Genomic DNA, 16,643 nt, shown 5'->3' on the forward strand with positions numbered 1-16,643 from the left:
GGACGACCGGCAATGCGGGTGGACCGGTCGAAACGGCCTCAACTGACGTCACCTTGCGGCAACTTCCGGACTGCGGAACCATGATTCCGCTCAACAAAAAGTAGAGACTCGCGGGCGCCAGGGTCAACCATTACCGAGCAGTAATGATTGATGATCGATCATTTTTACCTGTACGGAGCCTCCTCCCCCGGCCGCGCCCCGGGGCGCGGGGGTCAGCCGGCGGCGCGCTTGAGCAACTCCTCGTACGCGCTCGGGTCATCGCTCGTGACCTGCGGAAACCCGGTGCCGTACGCGCCGTGCCAGCGTGCGGTGACCCCCGGGTTGGGGTGGTCGGAACCGTCCGGCAGGTACAGGTGCGGACTGCACTTCACCTCGTGCTCCTTGGCGCAGCGGAAGTCCTCGGTCACCGTCCGCCGGGCCCGGCCGTCGTCCAGACCTGCGGCGATGGCCTCGGCGTCGACGCCTTCGGTCTCCTCGGCGACGGCGACGACCACGGCCCGCGCGCCGATCGATCGGCTCTCCGCCCAGAACGCCCGGCGCAGCGCCAGGTCGAGGCGTTCGGACGCCTCCAGGCCCTGCTCCTTGGCGACCTGGACGGCCTCCAGCGCGGGCATCGAGGTCGAGGGGAACTTCCAGTCGGGGGCGCGCCAGAGCTGCCAGCCGGCGTCCGGCTCGATGTGCGCGATGCCCCCGACCTCGGAGTCGGTTCCGGGGCGCGGGCTGGGCCCGTTGTTGAACAACTCCAGCGGGAAGGCCCGGTGGTTGAAGCGCACGCGGTCCTCCAGGCCGAGGCGCCGGCGGGTGGCGTGCAGGCGGTGGATCCCCACGTGCGCGAACGAACACCAGATGTCGGAGAAGACGGTGACGACACCGGGTTCGGTCTGCGTACGGGGGTGGGGCGTGCCGGTCATGGGGCTCCGATCGGTTTGTTGGCGTAATCCAGGACGTGCAGCTGCACCAGGCGCCCTGCGTAGGGGTCCTGCCGGCGGAAGGCCTGCACGATGGCCTCGTGATCGGCCGCGTTCTCGTGCAGTCCGGTGCGCAGCCACTTCAGGGACAGTCGCGTCCACAGCTCGATGGCCAGCGACTCCCAGTTGCGGAACAGTACGTGGTTCCCGGCGGCCCGGACGATCTCCCGGTGGAACTCGACGCCGTGCGTGATCTGGGCGTCGGTGTCGCCCTCCCGGGCCGCTTGATGCATCCGTTCCAAGTGCGGTTCCAGCGTCGACACATCGCCGGCGAGCCGCGGCACCGCCAGCTCGGCGGCCAGCCGTTCCAGTGCGGCGCGTACGGGATAGACCTCGCTGAGCTGGTCGGGGGTCAACTCCCGTACGCGCACGCCCTTTCCTGGCGTGGACTCGATCAACTGCATCGCCTGGAGGTCGCGCAGCGCTTCACGGACCGGCGCCTGGCTGACGCCGAGTTCCTGTGCCACCCGCCGCTCGATGATGCGGTCCCCCGGTTCCCACCGCCCGTCCAGGAGCTGCTGCAGCAGGTGGCGCCGCACCTGTTCGCTGAGGGGCACGCGGGCCACCGGGATGACGCTGTGCGGTGGTTCGGGGGTGCTGGTACCGACCATGGACGAATCTCCGGGAGCTCTTGAGCGTTGATCGATCATCGATTAACGTACGGCATCAGGCGGTCACACCGCATCAGTTCTGTGTGCTTCCAAGGGAAGCCGATGCGTCTCACGCCGGGTGCGGGCCCGGCAGCGCCACACGACGCGCGCTCTCCGCGTCGTTCGATCGCCTTTTCCCGATATTTCCCTTCGCCTGCGGGCCGGCCCGATCGATCGATCAGATCCGCCCTGTCCGCACGCGCTGCTTCCTTCAAGGAGCCCTGTGCCCGAGCAGCTTCTCGACCTCACCCAGCACGAGATCCAGGCACTCAAGACCCGGTTCAACCTCGCCGACGCCCACACCCACCAGCAGCAGTCGCCCGGCCAGCGGGAGATCGTCGCCGCGCTCCCGGCCCTGTGGTACGAAGCGGAGGAGACCCGGCAGGCCGATCTGGAGGACCGCTTCAAGGAGGTCTTCTTCCGCCTGCACGGCCAGAACAGCGTGCGCGCCGATACGACGATGCTGTCGTACGCGGCGTCCATCTCCACCCTCGTCGCGGGCATGTACCTGCGCCGGCACGACATCAGCGTCAGCCTCGTCGAGCCGTGCTTCGACAACCTCCCCGACGTCCTCCGCAACGTCGGCGTCCAGCCGGTGCCCGTCCCCGAGGACGCACTGCACGACGCCGACCGCATCTACGAGCGGCTCGCCGAGTCCGTCACCACCGACGCGCTCTTCCTCGTCGACCCCAACAACCCGACCGGCTTCTCGCTGCTCTCGCACGGCCGCAAGGGCTTCGAAGAGGTCATCCGCTACTGCGTCGACCACGACAAACTCTTCGTCGTCGACCTGTGCTTCGCCGCGTTCGCCCTCGCCGACCCGCGCTTCGGCCGCTTCGACCTCTACGAGCTGCTGGACTCCTCCGGCGTGCGGTACATCGCGCTGGAGGACACCGGCAAGACCTGGCCGCTCCAGGACGCCAAGTGCGCGCTGCTCACCTGCAGCCGCGACCTGTACGAGGACGTCTACAACATCCACACCAGCGTGCTGCTGGACGTCTCCCCCTTCGTCCTCAACTTCCTCGCCCGCTACGTCGAGGACTCCATCGAGGACGGCATGGCCTCGGTCCGCGATGTGATCACCCGCAACCGGGAGACCGCGCTCAAGACCCTCGACGGCAGCCTCCTCGAACACATCGAGCCGGCCGTCAACGTCAGCGTCGCCTGGTTCCGCATCCGCGACGAGCAGGTCAAGGCCACCGAACTCCAGGAACACCTCGCCGCGTACGAGGTGTACGTCCTCCCCGGCACCTACTTCTTCTGGAACGAGCCGGAGCGCGGCGAGCGGTACGTCCGCCTCGCGCTGGCCCGCGACCCGCAGGAGTTCAAGGCGTCGGTGACCCGGCTGCGCGAAGGGGTGGACTCCTATGGCGGGTGACCTCTACATCGACGCCTCCCTGTTCATGGGGATGCACAGCACCGACCCGGCGGTGCGGGCCTCGTGCGCGGCCTTCTTCGCGGCACATCTGGAGCGGCCGCTGGTGATGACGTACGAGGAAGTGGGCCGCTGCGACGACGTCGTGTGGGGATACCCGCGTGCCGCGCAGGACGCGTACTACCCGTTCATGGACCTGCTGCACTCGGTGATGCCGGTCCGCCGCCGCGCCTACACCGCCGACGACTGGCTGGCCTTCGACCAATTACCCTCCCCCGCCGCCGCGTTGTCGCTGCGGGAGCGGATGCTGCTGGCCTCGGTCTCGGCCACCTGCGGGGAGCTGGTCACGGTCAATCCGCGGCTGCTCTCCCTGACGTCCCTCGGCCTGCCGGTCCGCCGGCCCGACCCGGCCGGCGGACCGGTGCGCTTCGCCGACGGGACGGGCACCCTCGACAAGCTCTACGACATCTCCCTGGAACTGGTGGTGGACCATGCCGCAGTCTGAACCGCAGCCCGGCCGTTCGGCGCAGGTCGACCGGCTCAAGCAGCTGCGCGGGACCGTCGTCCCGCTGGTGACCCCGGTCAACGAGCGCCGGCAGGTGTGCGAGGAGAGCACCGTCCGGCTGATCGAGTCCCTGCGGGACGGTGTCACCGGCTTCATGCCGGCGCTCAGCACCGGCGAGGGCTGGCGCCTGTCGCTCAAGCAGTGGATCGACATCGTGCACCTCACCGTGACCCACGCGGCCGGTGCCCCGGTGCTGGCGGGCGTGGAGATCGGCCGTACCGCCGGGATCCTCGCCCGCGCCGGGCTCGCCGCGGAACTGGGGGCCGACGCGATTGTCGTGCCGCCGCCCTTCCCCGCCGCCGACGTGCCGCCCGTTTCCCTCCTGGAGCACTTCCGGGTCATCGTCGAGAAGAGCCCGCTGCCGGTCTTCGTCTACCACGAGAACGCCATCTCCAAGGCGCCGCTGGACGTGGACGCGCTGCGCGAGGTGTGCGCGCTGCCGGGCGTCGTGGGCGTGAAGGAGTCCAGCGGCTCGGCGGAGTTCACCCGCGAGCTGCTGGCCAAGGGCACGGACGTACCGGTCTTCCAGGGCTGGGAGCACCTGATCGCCGAAGCGCCCGGCGTGCACGGCTTCGTCGGACCGCTGGCCAACCTCGAACCGGCCGCGTGCAATGCCGCGCTGGACGGCTTCTCGCGGGAGGCCCAGGCACGGGTCGACGTGCTCTCCAAGGAGTACGAGCTGCTGGCGGACGACTGGTACCTGCACGTGAAGACCGAACTGGTCCGGCGCGGTGTCATCGGCACCGCGCTCGCGGCCGGCTGACCGGAGCCGACCGGCGCGGCCGGGCCGGCCCCCGACGGGCGGCCCGGCCGCGCCACCACCACAGGAGTCACGAGTGACCACGACCACGACACGTACGGCCGGCAGCCGGCTGTTCGAGCTGAACCGCACCATCCACACCCCCGACGAGCTGCGCGAACTCCATGAGCTGGAGCAGCGGCTGATCGTCGCCCGCGCCGACGAGATCGAGGCGACGGCACCGGACATGCCCGACCGGGCCACCCTGAGCCGGCACATGAAAGAACTGCTGGCCGCCGAGGAGGCGGACCCGCCGCCCTTCGAGCGGGTACTGGCCGAGGACCTGACCCGGGAGCAGTTCAAGGAGGTCGTCGCCCAGTTCGCCGTGGACGGGCTGACCGAGTCCGAGTCCTTCCTGCCCATCGTGTGGCGGCTGCCGAAGAAGGCCAAGATGGCGATCTTCCGGGTGCTGGTGGACGAGTTCGGCTGCGGCAACCTGGACCAGGCGCACTTCAACATCTACCGCGAGCTGATGCTCGAACTCGGCATGTCGGTGGAGGTCGACGACTACCTCGACACCACGAACGAGGAGACGTTCGCCTTCGTCAACGCCTTCTTCTGGGCCGCGGCGCGCGCCCCGCACCCCGAGTACTTCCTCGGCACGCTGTGCTACCTGGAGTGCAGCATCCTGTACGCCTTCAAGCCGTTCGCCGCGGCGGCCGAGCGGCTGGGGCTCACCGGCGCCCGGTACTACACCGAGCACCTGCACATCGACCATTTCCACGCCAAGGAGCTCCAGGTCGCGATCCGCGAGCTGGACGCCGAGGCGGAGCTGCACCCGGTCAAGGTGTGGACCGGCTTCAAGCTCGCCAGCGAGGTCATCGGCGGCGCCACCGAGGCGGCCGTCGCCTCCGCAGTGAAGGTGGCCTGAATGCCCGGACCGACACCGCCGACCTCGGTCGAGCAGATCTCCGAGGACCGCCTGCGCGTGACGGTCGGCGACCGCGCATTCGAGGTGGGCGCCTTCTGCCCGCACCGCCGCGGTCTCCTCGCCCACGGCTATGTGAACGCCGCCCGCCTGCGGATCACCTGCCCGCTGCACCACTCCAGCTACTCCCTGGAGACGGGCGAGGCGATCACCGGCCCGACCTCCGACGCCCTGTGCGTCCGGGAGCTGTCCGCGGCGGAACCCGCGGCCGCCGAAGGCTGACGTACCCGGTGAGGCGGACCGCTCGTCGCGGTCCGCCTCACCGCGTCCCACCCCTCTCCCCCTGACAGGAGCCCTCCAACGTGTCGTACGAGCAGCGGCTGGACCGCGTCGACCTGGGAGAGGTCCCGTACGCCGAGGCCATGGAAGCCATGCGGGGCTGGGTCGCGGAGCGGCGGGCCGGCCGGGCCCGCGACCGGCTCTTCCTGCTGACGCACCCGCCTGTCATCACCTACGGCTCCCGGACCCCGGCGGCGGAGCTGCCGCGCGCCGACTCCCCGATCCCACTGGTCGAGGTCGACCGGGGCGGGCAGGCGACGTACCACGGCCCCGGCCAGCTGATCGGCTACCTGGTGCTGAACCTGCGCGAGCGCGGCCCCGGCGACATCGTCCGCTGGCTGGAGAACGGGCTGATCCGCGCCCTGGACTCGCTGGGCTTCGAGACGGTGCGCCGTGACACACCGCCCGGCGCGCAGAGCCTGGTCGGTGTGTGGACGCCCGATCACGACAAGCTGGTGTCCATCGGGATGCGCATCCGGGGCGGCGTGACGAGCCATGGCTTCGCTCTCAACATCGCCTCCGACCTGGACGAGTTCACCCGGTTCACGGCGTGCGGGCTGCCCGAGGTGGCGATGACCTCGCTGGCGGAGATGGCCGTGGCGCAGGGCCGGACGGCACCGGGCGAGGACGAGGTACGGGACGCGGTGGCCCGGGCGCTCGGCGCTTCGCGGTGACTGCTGTCGTACGGGCGCTCGACGCTGGGCAGTGGCCTGCGGCCCGTACGGCCGTCTCACCTGCTGAAACGCTTGTCTCAACGGCTTGAACCGGGCGGGGTGCCCGACGCACAATGCCAGGCATGACTGCTGCTGCCGACCTCCTCGTGGGACGCCTCCACGTCGATCTGTGTCGCCAGTCCAGCGCCAACTGTCGCGTCTGACGCGCTTTCCGGCCGCGGCCCCCTGGCTCACCGGGGCCGTGCTGCCGCGTTTCTCCCTCGTTTCCCGCACCCGGCGGCGCGCTGTCGCCGCTCCCCCGCGGCGCCTCGTCATGCCTTCCGCGGCACCTCGTCACGTACCTCGCCGGGCCACCGTGCCCTGTTCGGGGCGTGACCCGCCGCCCTTCCCCGGAGTCCTCATGTCTGCTCTGACATTCCATTGGTTCCTGCCCACGACCGGTGACAGCCGGCACATCGTCGGCGGCGGCCACGGTTCCCAGCCCGGCACCGCCGGCGGCGACCGCCCCGCCTCGGTCGAGTACCTGGGCCAGATCGCCCGGACCGCCGAGCAGCTCGGCTTCGTGGGGGCGCTGACGCCGACCGGCGCATGGTGCGAGGACGCCTGGCTGACGACGGCGATGCTCACCCAGGTCACCGAGCGGCTGAAATTCCTGGTCGCCTTCCGGCCCGGCCAGATCACCCCGACGCTGTCGGCGCAGATGGCCGCGACGTACCAGCGGCAGTCGCACGGCCGGCTGCTGCTCAACGTCGTGACCGGCGGCGAGTCGGCAGAGCAGCGCGCCTACGGCGACTTCCTCGACAAGGACCAGCGGTACGCACGCACCGGCGAGTTCCTGGACATCGTGCGGCGGCTGTGGGACGGGGAGACGGTCGACCACCACGGGGAGCACCTGCGGGTGGAGGGCGCGAAGCTGAACCGGCTGCCCGACCCGGTGCCGCGCGTCTACTTCGGCGGCTCCTCGCCCGCGGCCGGTGAGGTGGCGGCGCGGTACACCGATGTGTATTTGACCTGGGGCGAGCCGCCGCAGCAGGTGAAGCAGAAGATCGACTGGGTGCGTTCGCTGGCCGCCGCGCAGGGCCGCGAGGTGCGGTTCGGCATCCGGCTGCACACCATCAGCCGGGACACCTCGGAGCAGGCGTGGGCCGAGGCCGAGCGGCTGCTGAAGGGCATGGACCCGGAGCGCATCAAGGCGGTGCAGCAAGGTCTGGCGACCAGCGAGTCCGAAGGCCAGCGCCGGATGCGTGAACTGCACGGCAGCGGGTCCACCGACAAGCTGGAGATCTACCCCAACCTGTGGGCGGGCGTCGGGCTGGTCCGCGGCGGCGCCGGCACGGCGCTGGTGGGCAGCCACTCCGAGGTCGCCAACCTGATCGAGGAGTACGCCCGGCTCGGCATCGAGGAGTTCGTGCTCTCCGGTGTGCCGCACCTGGAGGAGGCGTACTGGTTCGGCGAGGGCGTGCTGCCGCTGCTGGAGAAGCGCGGTCTGTGGCAGCACCCGGCCGGCCCGCGTACGGCCGAGGCGGGCATCGTCCCGTTCGCCGGCCGATGAGCCCCGCGTCCGCGCCCGCGCAGGCGCCACCGCACGCCCCCGAAGGGCAGGAGGGGGCCCCGGCCTCACGGCTGCGGACGGTGGTGCTCGCCAGCCTGCTGGGCACCACCGTCGAGTGGTACGACTTCTTCCTCTACGCCACGGCTGCCGGGCTGGTCTTCGACAAGCTGTTCTTCCCGGTGGCGAACGGCACGGTCGGCACGATGCTGTCGTTCGCGACGTTCGCCGTCGGCTTCGTCGCCCGTCCCGTGGGCGGCCTGCTCTTCGGGCACATCGGCGACCGGATCGGCCGCAAGCGGACCCTCGCCTTCACCATGGGCCTGATGGGCGTCTCCACCTCACTCATCGGCCTGCTGCCCACCTATCAGCAGGTCGGCATCCTCGCCCCCGCACTGCTCCTGGTCCTCCGGGTCGCGCAGGGCGTGGCGCTGGGCGGCGAGTGGGCGGGCGCCGTGCTGCTGGCCGTCGAGTACGGGCCCGAGGGCCGCAAGGGACGGTTCGGCAGCTATCCGCAGATCGGGCTGGCGCTCGGCCTGGCGCTGGGCACCGGGGTGTTCGCACTCCTCAACAACGTACTCAGCGACGCGGCGTTCCTCGGATACGGCTGGCGGGTCGCCTTCCTGATCAGCCTGGTGCTGGTCGGCGTCGGCCTGGCCGTCCGGCTGAAGATCGACGAGACGCCGGCGTTCCGCGCGGTGCGCCGGCTCCAGGAACTGCCGCGCTCGGCACCGCTGGTGGAGGTGGTGCGCGAGAAGGCCGCCCGGCGGCACGTGCTGCTCGGCATGCTGGCGCGGTGGGGCGAGGGCGCCGCCTTCAACACCTGGGGCGTCTTCGCCCTCACCTACGCGACGGGGACGCTGGCGTTGGACCGTACGGCGGTGCTGCTCGCGGTGACGGCCGCGGCTCTGCTGATGGCCGTACTGATTCCGGTGTCCGGAGTGGCGGTCGACCGGCTGGGCGCGCGCCGCGTCTACCTCGTCGGCATGGGTGCCTTCGCCGTCTCGGTGTTCCCGGCGTTCTGGCTCTTCGGCACGGGCGGGACATGGGCCTTCGCGGTGGCGCTCCTGGTCACCCTCGGCCTCGTGCACGCCTCCTTCTACGGGGCCCAAGGCACGCTGTTCGCGGCCCTGTTCGCCACTCCGGTGCGGTACACGGGCATGTCGTTCGTCTACCAGATGTCCGGCATCTTCGCGTCCGGCATCACCCCCCTGATCATGACGGCGCTGCTGGCCCTGGGCTCGGGCACGCCCTGGCTCGCCTGCGGCTATCTGGCGTTGACGGGGCTGGTGAGCATGTGGGCGACCAGCCGGCTGCGGGAGCCGGAGCTGCACATCCCGACCGGGCGGTCGCTCGCCGCCGGTTAGCCGCGGGCGGTACCGGGACGGCCGGCACGCACAGGTCGGGGACGCGACCTGCGCTGCCGGTCGCCTCAGGCCGCTGCCATTGCCGCGTCCGCGCGGTACTTCCGTACGTAGGCGGTGCAGAGTTCCATGACGACCTTGGTGATGATCACCTCGGCGATGGCGAGGCCGGCCTTCGCCAGCACCGCGCAGAGCAACTCTCCCACCGAGATCACACTCCTGTTCGATTCTGTCCGCGCGACTCCTCGGACGGGGTCGCGTCGGCCGCTCCCCCTTCCCTGCCCTGCCGAGGTGACGGAAGGGTGACTTTCGGCGAACACACAGTGACACTCAGGTGAACTGATGTTCGGGCGATCAGCGCTCTCGCGGCCCCCGCCGTCGCATGCCGGCGCGGCACACCGCAGACTGGAGGCCGGCGGCCGACCGGCCCGCACCCGCACCGCCCGTAAGGAGCCCGTCCCCCATGGCCGTGGACGCACTCGACGCCCGGATCCTCCGGCTGCTGCTCGAACAGCCGCGGACGAGCGTGCGCGAGTACGCACGCATCCTCGGCGTCGCCCGCGGCACGGTGCAGGCGCGCCTGGACCGGCTGGAGCGGGACGAGGTGATCACCGCGTACGGACCGCGGCTGTCCCCCGCGGCGCTCGGCCACCCCGTCACCGCCTTCGCGCACATCGAGGTCACCCAGGGCCACCTGGAAGAGGTCGCGGCGCTGCTGGCCGAGGTCCCGCAGATCATCGAGGCGTTCTCCACCACGGGCGGCGGCGACCTGCTGGCCAAGGTGGTGGCGCGCGACGCGGCCCACCTGGAGGACGTGATCCAGCGGCTGATCAACATGCCGGGGGTGGTGCGGACCCGCACGGAGGTGGCGCTCCGCGAGCGCGTGCCGCACCGGCTGCTGCCGCTCGTGGAGGACGTGGGCGGGGCTGCGGCGGCGCGCTGACCGCGGGCTTGGCATGCTGGGGGCATGAGCACCGACCCCACCCGCACCCCCGTCGTCTTCGACCTCGACGGCACCCTCGTCGACAGTGAACCCAACTACTACGAAGCCGGGCGGCGGCTGCTCGCCCGGTACGGGGTCACCGACTTCACCTGGGAGCACCACGCCCGGTTCATCGGCATCGGGACGCGCGAGACGCTGGAGATCCTCAAGAAGGAGTACGGGATCGAGGCGCCGGTGTCGGAGCTGCTGGCCGGGAAGAACGAGATCTACCTGGAGCTGGCGGGGGCGAACACCGAGGTCTTCCCCGAGATGCGGGCTTTCGTGGAGCAGCTGCACGCGGCCGGGCACCCGCTCGCGGTGGCGTCCGGTTCGTCGCGGGCCGCGATCGACGCCGTGCTGAAGGGCACGGACCTGGACACATGGCTCTCCACGCGGGTGTCGGCCGAGGAGGTGGAGCGCGGCAAGCCCGCGCCCGACGTCTTCCTGGAGGCGGCCCGGCGGCTGGCGGTGGAGCCGGAGAGCTGCGTGGTGCTGGAGGACGCACCGCCCGGCGCCGAGGCCGCGCACCGCGCCGGCATGGGCTGCATCGCGATCCCCTACGTGCCGGAGACCGCGGGAGACCCGGCGTTCGAGGGCGCCGGGCTCCTCTTCAGCGGCGGTCAGCGGGAGTTCACGGCGCAGGCCGCGTACGCCTGGCTCGCGCGGCGAGCTCCGTCTTCCTGATCTTGCCGGTGGCGGTGAGCGGCAGATCGTCCGTCAGCTCGATGGCGGGCAGCTTGTAGGCGGCCATCGACGCGCCCGCCCACTCCCCCAGCACCTCGGCGGTGAGCGTGCTGCCGGGGACGGTACGCACGTACGCGTACGGGCGCTGGCCGCGCCGCTCGTCCGGTACTGCCACGACGGCCGCGGCCAGCACGTCCGGATGGCGCCCGAGCAAGGTTTCCACCTCCGTCGGAAAGACGCTCATGCCGTTCACCTTGATCATGTCCTTGTCGCGCCCCAGATAGATCAGACAGCCGTCCTCGTCGAGGGAGCCGATGTCTCCGGTGTGCAGCCAGCCCCCGCGCAGCGCCGCCGCGGTGGCCTCGGGCGCGCGCCAGTAGCGGGTGAGCACGGACGGGCCGCGGACCACGATCTCGCCGCGCTCGCCGAGCGGCAGCGGCTCACCGGTCGCGAAGTCCACGACCATGATGTCCGTGCCGGGCACCGGCAGCCCGCAGAAAGTGGGCTCGCCGAGCAGATCGCGGTCGCCGTCCTGGAAGCCGAGGGTGGAGGTGTCGCTGGTGTGCGTCTCGGTCATGCCGTACGACGCCTCGCGCAGCACGCTGTGGCCGCCCACAGCGCGGCGCCACCGGTCGCGCACCTCGGGGGTGAGCTTGCGGATGAAGGAGACGGTGAGCGGCGCGGTGAAGGCGGAGAGGTCGCGCGTGGCGAGGTCCGGGCGGTCCAGGAGTTCGAGGTAGTTCTCGACCGTGCCGGCCATGGTGGCGACCCGGTACCGCTCCAGCCCGTCCAGGACGGCGGCCGGGTCCCAGCGCGCGAGCAGCACGCTCGTACCGCCGGAGACGAGCGGCGCGAGGATGCCCAGGTTCTCCCCCGCGATCCAGAAAACCGGCAGGTAGCAGAGGGAGACGATGCCCTCGGGGGCCGGTTCGAGGGCACGCCCCGAATCGATGGCGGTCGCCGTGTAGACCATGTGCCGCTGGGTGTGTTCGCAGCCCTTGGGCATGCCGGTGGTGCCGCCGGTGTAGTTGAGGGCGGCGAGCGCGTCCGAGTCGTCGGCGATGCTGCCGTGCGGGGCGTGCCCGAGGGCGTCGTGCCAGTCGTCGGTGTCCGCGAGCAGCACCTCGCGCACCGGAGTGTCGGCGCGTATCTCCTCGACGGCCGCGGCCAGTTCGGTACGGGAGATGACCAGGCAGGCGCCGGAGTCGGCCAGTTCGTGGCGGAGTTCGGCGGCCTTGAACATGGGGTTGACCGGTACGTGGACCGCGCCCAGGCGGAGCACTGCCAGCATCGCGATCAGGAACTGGGGGCAGTTGGGGAGGTGGACGCCGACGCGGTCGCCGTTCCGCACCCCGCGCGCGGCCAGCCATCCGGCCAGCCGGTCCGCGGCCTCGTCCAGCTCCCGGTAGGTCGTCTCCCGGCCCTCGAAGACGAGTGCCGTGCGGTCGGGGGCAACGGTCGCCCAGTGGTGCACATGGCCGGGCACGGTCCGCTCGCCGGCCCGCGGCCGGATGCCACCGGACTGCCGGCCGCTACGGGCCCGGTCCTGCCGGGTACGGAGATCGGTCAGGTAGTGCTCGATACGCGTCGCGCGGCTCACTGCTACTCCTCCGGTATCGCCTGGTGTCCCTCGTCGTGCGGCGGTGCGCTGCGCTGCCGCGGCGCCGGTGCCCGGACGCCCAGCAGATGCAGGTACATGGCGGTGACCTCGCGTACCGCGGACTCGTACGCGGCCGGGTCCTCGGCGACCAGCCGGGCGAACTGCACACTCATCCCGCCCACCGCGCGGGCCACCGCCGACGGGCCGGTCACGGGCGTCAGCTCACCCGCCTCGGTCAGACGGCGGATGTAGCGGGCGGTGCGACGCGTGGGCCGCTCACTGATCTCCTGCCACAGCTCGGCCAGTTCCGCGTCACCCTGCGCCTGCTGCTCGATCAGCCGCAGCAGCGGGAGGTGCCCCGCGTACGCCTCGATGAAGGCGGCGGTGGAGTCGTACGCGACCGCGCGCACGTCGTCCGGATCGGTGTCCGGCACCTCCTGGGCGGCGAGGAAGGCGTCCCGCACCCGCACGGCGAGCACCCGGAAGATCTCTTCCTTGGACGCGAAGTAGACGTAGAAGCCGGCCCGGGACAGTTCGGCCTCGGCGGCGATGTCGGCGATGGTGGCAGGACCGTAACCACGGCGCGCGAAGACCGCCTCCGCGGCGTCCAGCAGCCGGTGCCGCACGGGCGTGTCACTGCGGTCGCGGGCCGTACGGGTCGCCCAGGGCCGGTGCCCACGCACGGACGGCCGGCCGGACTCCCCCGGCCGGTCCGACTCCTTGGCTGCCGGCCGGTCGGACTCGCTCGGCCGGTCGGGCTCCTTTGGCCGGTCGCGCTCCGAAGCCTGCCGGGGTGCGGATGCGGACTGCTCTCTGCCTGCCACGCCTCGACCATATTGACGTTGACGCCAATGTCAATGACCATGACAGCCGCCGTCTCAGCGTGGAGGTGCTCGCTCAATGGGGTCAGCCGTGCTCATCGCCAATCGCGGGGAGATCGCCGTCCGGGTGGCGCGCGCCGCCGCCGCGGCCGGACTGCGCAGCGTCGCGGTGTACGCCGCGGACGACACGGCATCCCCGCACGTCCGCCTGGCCGACGAGGCGCATCCCCTGCCCGGCTCCGGCCCCGCCGCCCACCTGGACGCGACAGCCCTGCTCGCCGTAGCACAGAAGGCCAACTGTGCCTACGTTCACCCCGGTTACGGATTCCTCAGCGAGGACGCCGACTTCGCGCGGGCCTGCGCCGAGGCGGGCACCGTCTTCATCGGTCCCTCCCCCGACGTGCTCGGCCTCTTCGGCGACAAGGCACGCGCCCGGGACCTCGCACGCTCCCTCGACGTACCGGTACTGCCGGGCACCAGCGGTCCGACCACCCTCGACGAGGCCCGCGCGTTCCTGACCGACGGCCCGGGCGCGGGCGGCCCGGTGATGGTCAAGGCACTGGGCGGAGGCGGCGGCCGGGGCATGCGCGTGGCGCGGGACGCCGCAGAGCTGACCGAGGCCTGGGAACGCTGCCGCTCGGAGGCCGAACAGGGCTTCGGCCGCGGCGACCTGTATGTCGAGCGTCTGCTCACGGGCGCCCGCCACATCGAAGTGCAGATCATCGGCGACACCACAGGCGCGGTCACCCACGTCTGGGAACGGGACTGCTCGGCCCAACGCCGCCACCAGAAACTCATCGAAATAGCCCCCGCGCCCGCCCTGTCCACGAGCATCCGCGACCAACTCCTGCAGTGCGCGACCAGCATGGCCCGCGAGGTGGGTTATGTCGGGGTCGGCACCTTCGAATTCCTCGTCCGCGACGACGAGTTCCACTTCATGGAGGCCAACCCCCGCCTCCAGGTCGAGCACACCGTCACCGAAGAAGTGACCGGCATCGACCTGGTCGACGCGCAGCTGCGGCTGGCGGCCGGCGCCACGCTCACGGACCTGGGCCTGGCCGACGGCCCGCCCCCGCCCCGCGGCTTCGCCGTACAGGCACGAGTGAACGCCGAGGTCACGACGCGGGACGGCACCGTACGCGGCTCCGCGGGCACCCTCACCCGCTTCGAGGTCCCCACCGGCCCCGGCGTCCGCGTCGACACGGGGGCATGCGGCGGCCTGACCGTCGGCGCGCGCTACGACCCACTGCTGGCAAAAGTCATCACCCGCGTCCCCACACCGGACTTCACCGCGGCCTGCGAACGAACCCGGCAGGCCCTCGCCGAATTCACCGTGGAGGGCGTACGCACCGGAATCCCCCTGCTCAGGGCGGTGCTGGGCCGCCCGGAGTTCGCGGCGGGCGGCACGCACACGTCCTGGGTGACCGACCACCTGCCCGGCCTGATCACCGAGGACGACGCCCCGCCGGCCGTGGAGGGCAACAACGACGGAGCGGTCGCCGCGCCCATGGCGGGCACCGTAGTCACTCTCGACGTGGCACCGGGCGACACCGTACGGGCAGGACAGCAACTGCTCGTCCTCGAAGCGATGAAGATGGAGCATGTCCTGACCGCGCCGATTGCCGGCACGGTACGCACCGTACGGGTCACGGTCGGCGACACGGCCTCCGAAGGACAGCCCCTGGTGATCCTGGAACCGGCCGCGTTCGGCACCGCCGACGAGACCGCAACCACCGAGGCCGACCCGGACGCCATCCGCCCCGACCTGGCCGAGACCCTGGCCCGGCACGCAGTCGGACTGGACGCCCAACGCCCCGAGGCAGTCGCCAAACGACACGCACTCGGCCGCCGCACCGCACGCGAGAACATCGCCGACCTCTGCGACGAGGGCAGCTTCACGGAGTTCGGCGCACTGGCGATAGCGGCACAACGCCGGCGCCGCTCCCTCGACGACCTGATCGCCTCGACCCCGGCCGACGGCATGGTCACCGGCACCGGAACGGTCGACGGCGCGCCGTGCGTAGCGATGTCGTACGACTACACCGTGCTGGCCGGCACGCAGGGCCACAACAACCACCGCAAGACCGACCGCCTGCTGAGCGTGGCCGAACAACGCCGCCTGCCCGTAGTCCTGTTCGCCGAAGGCGGCGGCGGCCGCCCCGGCGACACCGACACCTCCTCCATCGCCGGCCTCGACATCATGACGTTCCACCAGATGGGCAGGCTGAGCGGCCTGGTCCCCCTGATCGGCATCGCCTCCGGCCGCTGCTTCGCGGGCAACGCGGCACTGCTGGGCTGCTGCGACGTGGTGATCGCCACCCCCGAGGCGTCGATCGGCATGGGCGGCCCGGCGATGATCGAGGGCGGCGGCCTCGGCTCGTACGCCCCCGAGGAGGTCGGCCCGCTCTCCGTCCAGGTGCCCAACGGCGTCGTGGACATCCCCGTCGCGGACGAGGCCGAAGCGGTCCGAACCGCCAAACGCTACCTCTCCTACTTCCGCGGCCCCACCGAGGACTGGCAGGCACCGGACCCCCGCCTGCTGCGCCACACCATCCCCGAGAACCGCCGCCGGGCCTACCCCATCCGCCAGGTCATCGACGCCCTGGCCGACACCGACTCGGTCCTGGAACTACGCTCCGGCTTCGGCACGGGCGTGGTCACCGCGCTCGTACGGGTGGCCGGCCGCCCCCTCGGCCTCCTCGCCAACAACCCCCAACACCTCGGCGGCGCCATCGACCGCGACGCCGCCGACAAGGCCGCCCGCTTCCTCCAGCTCTGCGACGCCTTCGGCCTGCCGGTCCTCGCCCTCTGCGACACGCCCGGCTTCATGGTCGGCCCCGACGCCGAACGCGACGCGACGGTACGACACTTCGCCCGCCTCTTCGTCACCGGCGCCAACCTCCGCGTCCCCGTCGTCTCCCTCATCCTCCGCAAGGCGTACGGCCTCGGCGCGATGGCCATGATGGGCGGCTCGACCCGCGCACCCCTCGCCACCGCCGCCTGGCCGACCGGCGAACTCGGCGGCATGGGCCTGGAGGGCGCGGTCCGCCTCGGCTACCGCAAAGAACTGGAAGCCATCCCCGACCCGGCCGCCCGCCAACGCGCCTTCGAATCCCGCGTGGCGGAACTCTACGACCACGGCAAGGCAGTGAACGCCGCGGCCGCCCTGGAGCTCGACGCAGTAATCGACCCGGCAACCTCCCGCGACTGGATCACCTCAGCCCTGGCGGACTACCGGACGGAGAATCTGCCGGAGCGGGGACGGGGGTTCGTGGATACGTGGTGAGGGGCCTCGCCCAGTAGGCCACCCCACCCGTCAAGGCCCACCCGGCACACAGCCCACCCGCTCGTAGCCGACCACAACTCAACCATTCGGGAATACCGCGTCCCACCTGCGGAGAAGGA

General features: G+C 71.4%; 17 protein-coding genes. 12 read left to right on the forward strand and 5 right to left on the reverse strand.

Annotated elements, in window-relative coordinates:
* Positions 1 to 212: 212 nt before the first annotated feature.
* Positions 213 to 911, reverse strand: coding sequence for a DsbA family protein (locus ACIGQF_RS01545; RefSeq protein ID WP_362218564.1), 699 nt, complete (start codon positions 909 to 911; stop codon positions 213 to 215).
* Positions 908 to 1,579 carry a GntR family transcriptional regulator gene (locus ACIGQF_RS01550; RefSeq protein ID WP_399703988.1) on the reverse strand — a complete coding sequence of 224 codons (672 nt, stop codon included), beginning with the start codon at positions 1,577 to 1,579 and terminating at the stop codon, positions 908 to 910. The genes ACIGQF_RS01545 and ACIGQF_RS01550 overlap by 4 nt, the downstream gene beginning before the upstream one ends.
* Before the next feature lie 262 nt (positions 1,580 to 1,841).
* Between ACIGQF_RS01550 and ACIGQF_RS01555 the strand changes: the two genes are divergently transcribed.
* The 9 genes from ACIGQF_RS01555 (at position 1,842) to ACIGQF_RS01595 (ending at position 9,154) form a co-directional block, all read left to right on the forward strand.
* Positions 1,842 to 2,996, forward strand: a complete 1,155-nt coding sequence (locus ACIGQF_RS01555) for a pyridoxal phosphate-dependent aminotransferase (RefSeq protein ID WP_399703992.1) — start codon at positions 1,842 to 1,844, stop codon at positions 2,994 to 2,996.
* A complete protein-coding gene (locus ACIGQF_RS01560; RefSeq protein WP_399703994.1) occupies positions 2,986 to 3,498 on the forward strand; it encodes a DUF6190 family protein in 513 nt (170 codons plus the stop codon). Before ACIGQF_RS01555 ends, ACIGQF_RS01560 begins: the two co-directional genes overlap by 11 nt.
* Complete coding sequence (locus ACIGQF_RS01565; protein WP_399703997.1) at positions 3,485 to 4,321, forward strand: dihydrodipicolinate synthase family protein; 837 nt, start codon at positions 3,485 to 3,487, stop codon at positions 4,319 to 4,321. The genes ACIGQF_RS01560 and ACIGQF_RS01565 overlap by 14 nt, the downstream gene beginning before the upstream one ends.
* Before the next feature lie 73 nt (positions 4,322 to 4,394).
* On the forward strand, positions 4,395 to 5,228 hold the full coding sequence (locus tag ACIGQF_RS01570) for an iron-containing redox enzyme family protein (protein ID WP_361564470.1): 834 nt from the start codon (positions 4,395 to 4,397) through the stop codon (positions 5,226 to 5,228).
* Entirely contained in the window at positions 5,229 to 5,507 is a 279-nt protein-coding gene (locus ACIGQF_RS01575; protein ID WP_399704000.1) for a Rieske (2Fe-2S) protein, read from the forward strand.
* A gap of 80 nt (positions 5,508 to 5,587) precedes the next feature.
* Positions 5,588 to 6,238: a lipoyl(octanoyl) transferase LipB gene (lipB, locus tag ACIGQF_RS01580; RefSeq protein ID WP_399704003.1), complete on the forward strand. Its 651-nt coding sequence runs from the start codon at positions 5,588 to 5,590 to the stop codon at positions 6,236 to 6,238.
* Positions 6,239 to 6,360: 122 nt separating this feature from the next.
* On the forward strand, positions 6,361 to 6,441 hold the full coding sequence (locus ACIGQF_RS01585) for a putative leader peptide (RefSeq protein WP_399704753.1): 81 nt from the start codon (positions 6,361 to 6,363) through the stop codon (positions 6,439 to 6,441).
* 197 nt (positions 6,442 to 6,638) lie between these two features.
* Entirely contained in the window at positions 6,639 to 7,790 is a 1,152-nt protein-coding gene (locus ACIGQF_RS01590) for an LLM class flavin-dependent oxidoreductase (RefSeq protein WP_399704006.1), read from the forward strand.
* Positions 7,787 to 9,154: an MFS transporter gene (locus tag ACIGQF_RS01595; RefSeq protein WP_399704009.1), complete on the forward strand. Its 1,368-nt coding sequence runs from the start codon at positions 7,787 to 7,789 to the stop codon at positions 9,152 to 9,154. The genes ACIGQF_RS01590 and ACIGQF_RS01595 overlap by 4 nt, the downstream gene beginning before the upstream one ends.
* Positions 9,155 to 9,219: 65 nt before the next feature.
* Here ACIGQF_RS01595 and ACIGQF_RS01600 read toward each other — a convergent pair whose 3' ends face one another.
* Positions 9,220 to 9,357, reverse strand: a complete 138-nt coding sequence (locus tag ACIGQF_RS01600) for a hypothetical protein (protein WP_399704013.1) — start codon at positions 9,355 to 9,357, stop codon at positions 9,220 to 9,222.
* A 257-nt stretch (positions 9,358 to 9,614) separates the two neighbouring features.
* Here ACIGQF_RS01600 and ACIGQF_RS01605 point away from each other — a divergent pair, with 257 nt between their 5' ends.
* The gene (locus ACIGQF_RS01605) at positions 9,615 to 10,094 is read left to right on the forward strand and encodes an Lrp/AsnC family transcriptional regulator (RefSeq protein ID WP_361564452.1); all 480 of its coding nucleotides are present in this window, start codon (positions 9,615 to 9,617) and stop codon (positions 10,092 to 10,094) included.
* A gap of 24 nt (positions 10,095 to 10,118) precedes the next feature.
* A complete protein-coding gene (locus ACIGQF_RS01610) occupies positions 10,119 to 10,817 on the forward strand; it encodes an HAD family hydrolase (protein WP_399704015.1) in 699 nt (232 codons plus the stop codon).
* Here ACIGQF_RS01610 and ACIGQF_RS01615 read toward each other — a convergent pair.
* Positions 10,765 to 12,417 carry an AMP-binding protein gene (locus ACIGQF_RS01615; RefSeq protein WP_399704019.1) on the reverse strand — a complete coding sequence of 551 codons (1,653 nt, stop codon included), beginning with the start codon at positions 12,415 to 12,417 and terminating at the stop codon, positions 10,765 to 10,767. The two genes, ACIGQF_RS01610 and ACIGQF_RS01615, sit on opposite strands and share 53 nt — an antisense overlap.
* 2 nt (positions 12,418 to 12,419) lie before the next feature.
* Positions 12,420 to 13,241 (reverse strand): TetR/AcrR family transcriptional regulator, encoded by an 822-nt coding sequence (locus ACIGQF_RS01620; RefSeq protein ID WP_399704022.1) that lies wholly within the window; start codon positions 13,239 to 13,241, stop codon positions 12,420 to 12,422.
* Between the two features lie 76 nt (positions 13,242 to 13,317).
* On the opposite strand from ACIGQF_RS01620, the gene ACIGQF_RS01625 reads away from it, so the two are divergent.
* Positions 13,318 to 16,524 (forward strand): carboxyl transferase domain-containing protein, encoded by a 3,207-nt coding sequence (locus ACIGQF_RS01625; RefSeq protein ID WP_399704025.1) that lies wholly within the window; start codon positions 13,318 to 13,320, stop codon positions 16,522 to 16,524.
* Positions 16,525 to 16,643: the final 119 nt, after the last annotated feature.

It is taken from the genome of Streptomyces sp. NPDC053560 (genome assembly GCF_044544605.1).
Taxonomy (GTDB): Bacteria; Actinomycetota; Actinomycetes; order Streptomycetales; family Streptomycetaceae; genus Streptomyces.

Coding starts and splice junctions, on each gene's coding strand:
- ACIGQF_RS01610 (WP_399704015.1), top strand. CDS start 10,119: ATGAGCACCGACCCCACCCGCACCCCCGTCGTCTTCGACCTCGACGGC.
- ACIGQF_RS01595 (WP_399704009.1), top strand. CDS start 7,787: ATGAGCCCCGCGTCCGCGCCCGCGCAGGCGCCACCGCACGCCCCCGAA.
- ACIGQF_RS01560 (WP_399703994.1), top strand. CDS start 2,986: ATGGCGGGTGACCTCTACATCGACGCCTCCCTGTTCATGGGGATGCAC.
- ACIGQF_RS01550 (WP_399703988.1), bottom strand. CDS start 1,579: ATGGTCGGTACCAGCACCCCCGAACCACCGCACAGCGTCATCCCGGTG.
- ACIGQF_RS01575 (WP_399704000.1), top strand. CDS start 5,229: ATGCCCGGACCGACACCGCCGACCTCGGTCGAGCAGATCTCCGAGGAC.
- ACIGQF_RS01605 (WP_361564452.1), top strand. CDS start 9,615: ATGGCCGTGGACGCACTCGACGCCCGGATCCTCCGGCTGCTGCTCGAA.
- ACIGQF_RS01545 (WP_362218564.1), bottom strand. CDS start 911: ATGACCGGCACGCCCCACCCCCGTACGCAGACCGAACCCGGTGTCGTC.
- ACIGQF_RS01590 (WP_399704006.1), top strand. CDS start 6,639: ATGTCTGCTCTGACATTCCATTGGTTCCTGCCCACGACCGGTGACAGC.
- ACIGQF_RS01565 (WP_399703997.1), top strand. CDS start 3,485: ATGCCGCAGTCTGAACCGCAGCCCGGCCGTTCGGCGCAGGTCGACCGG.
- ACIGQF_RS01625 (WP_399704025.1), top strand. CDS start 13,318: ATGGGGTCAGCCGTGCTCATCGCCAATCGCGGGGAGATCGCCGTCCGG.
- ACIGQF_RS01585 (WP_399704753.1), top strand. CDS start 6,361: ATGACTGCTGCTGCCGACCTCCTCGTGGGACGCCTCCACGTCGATCTG.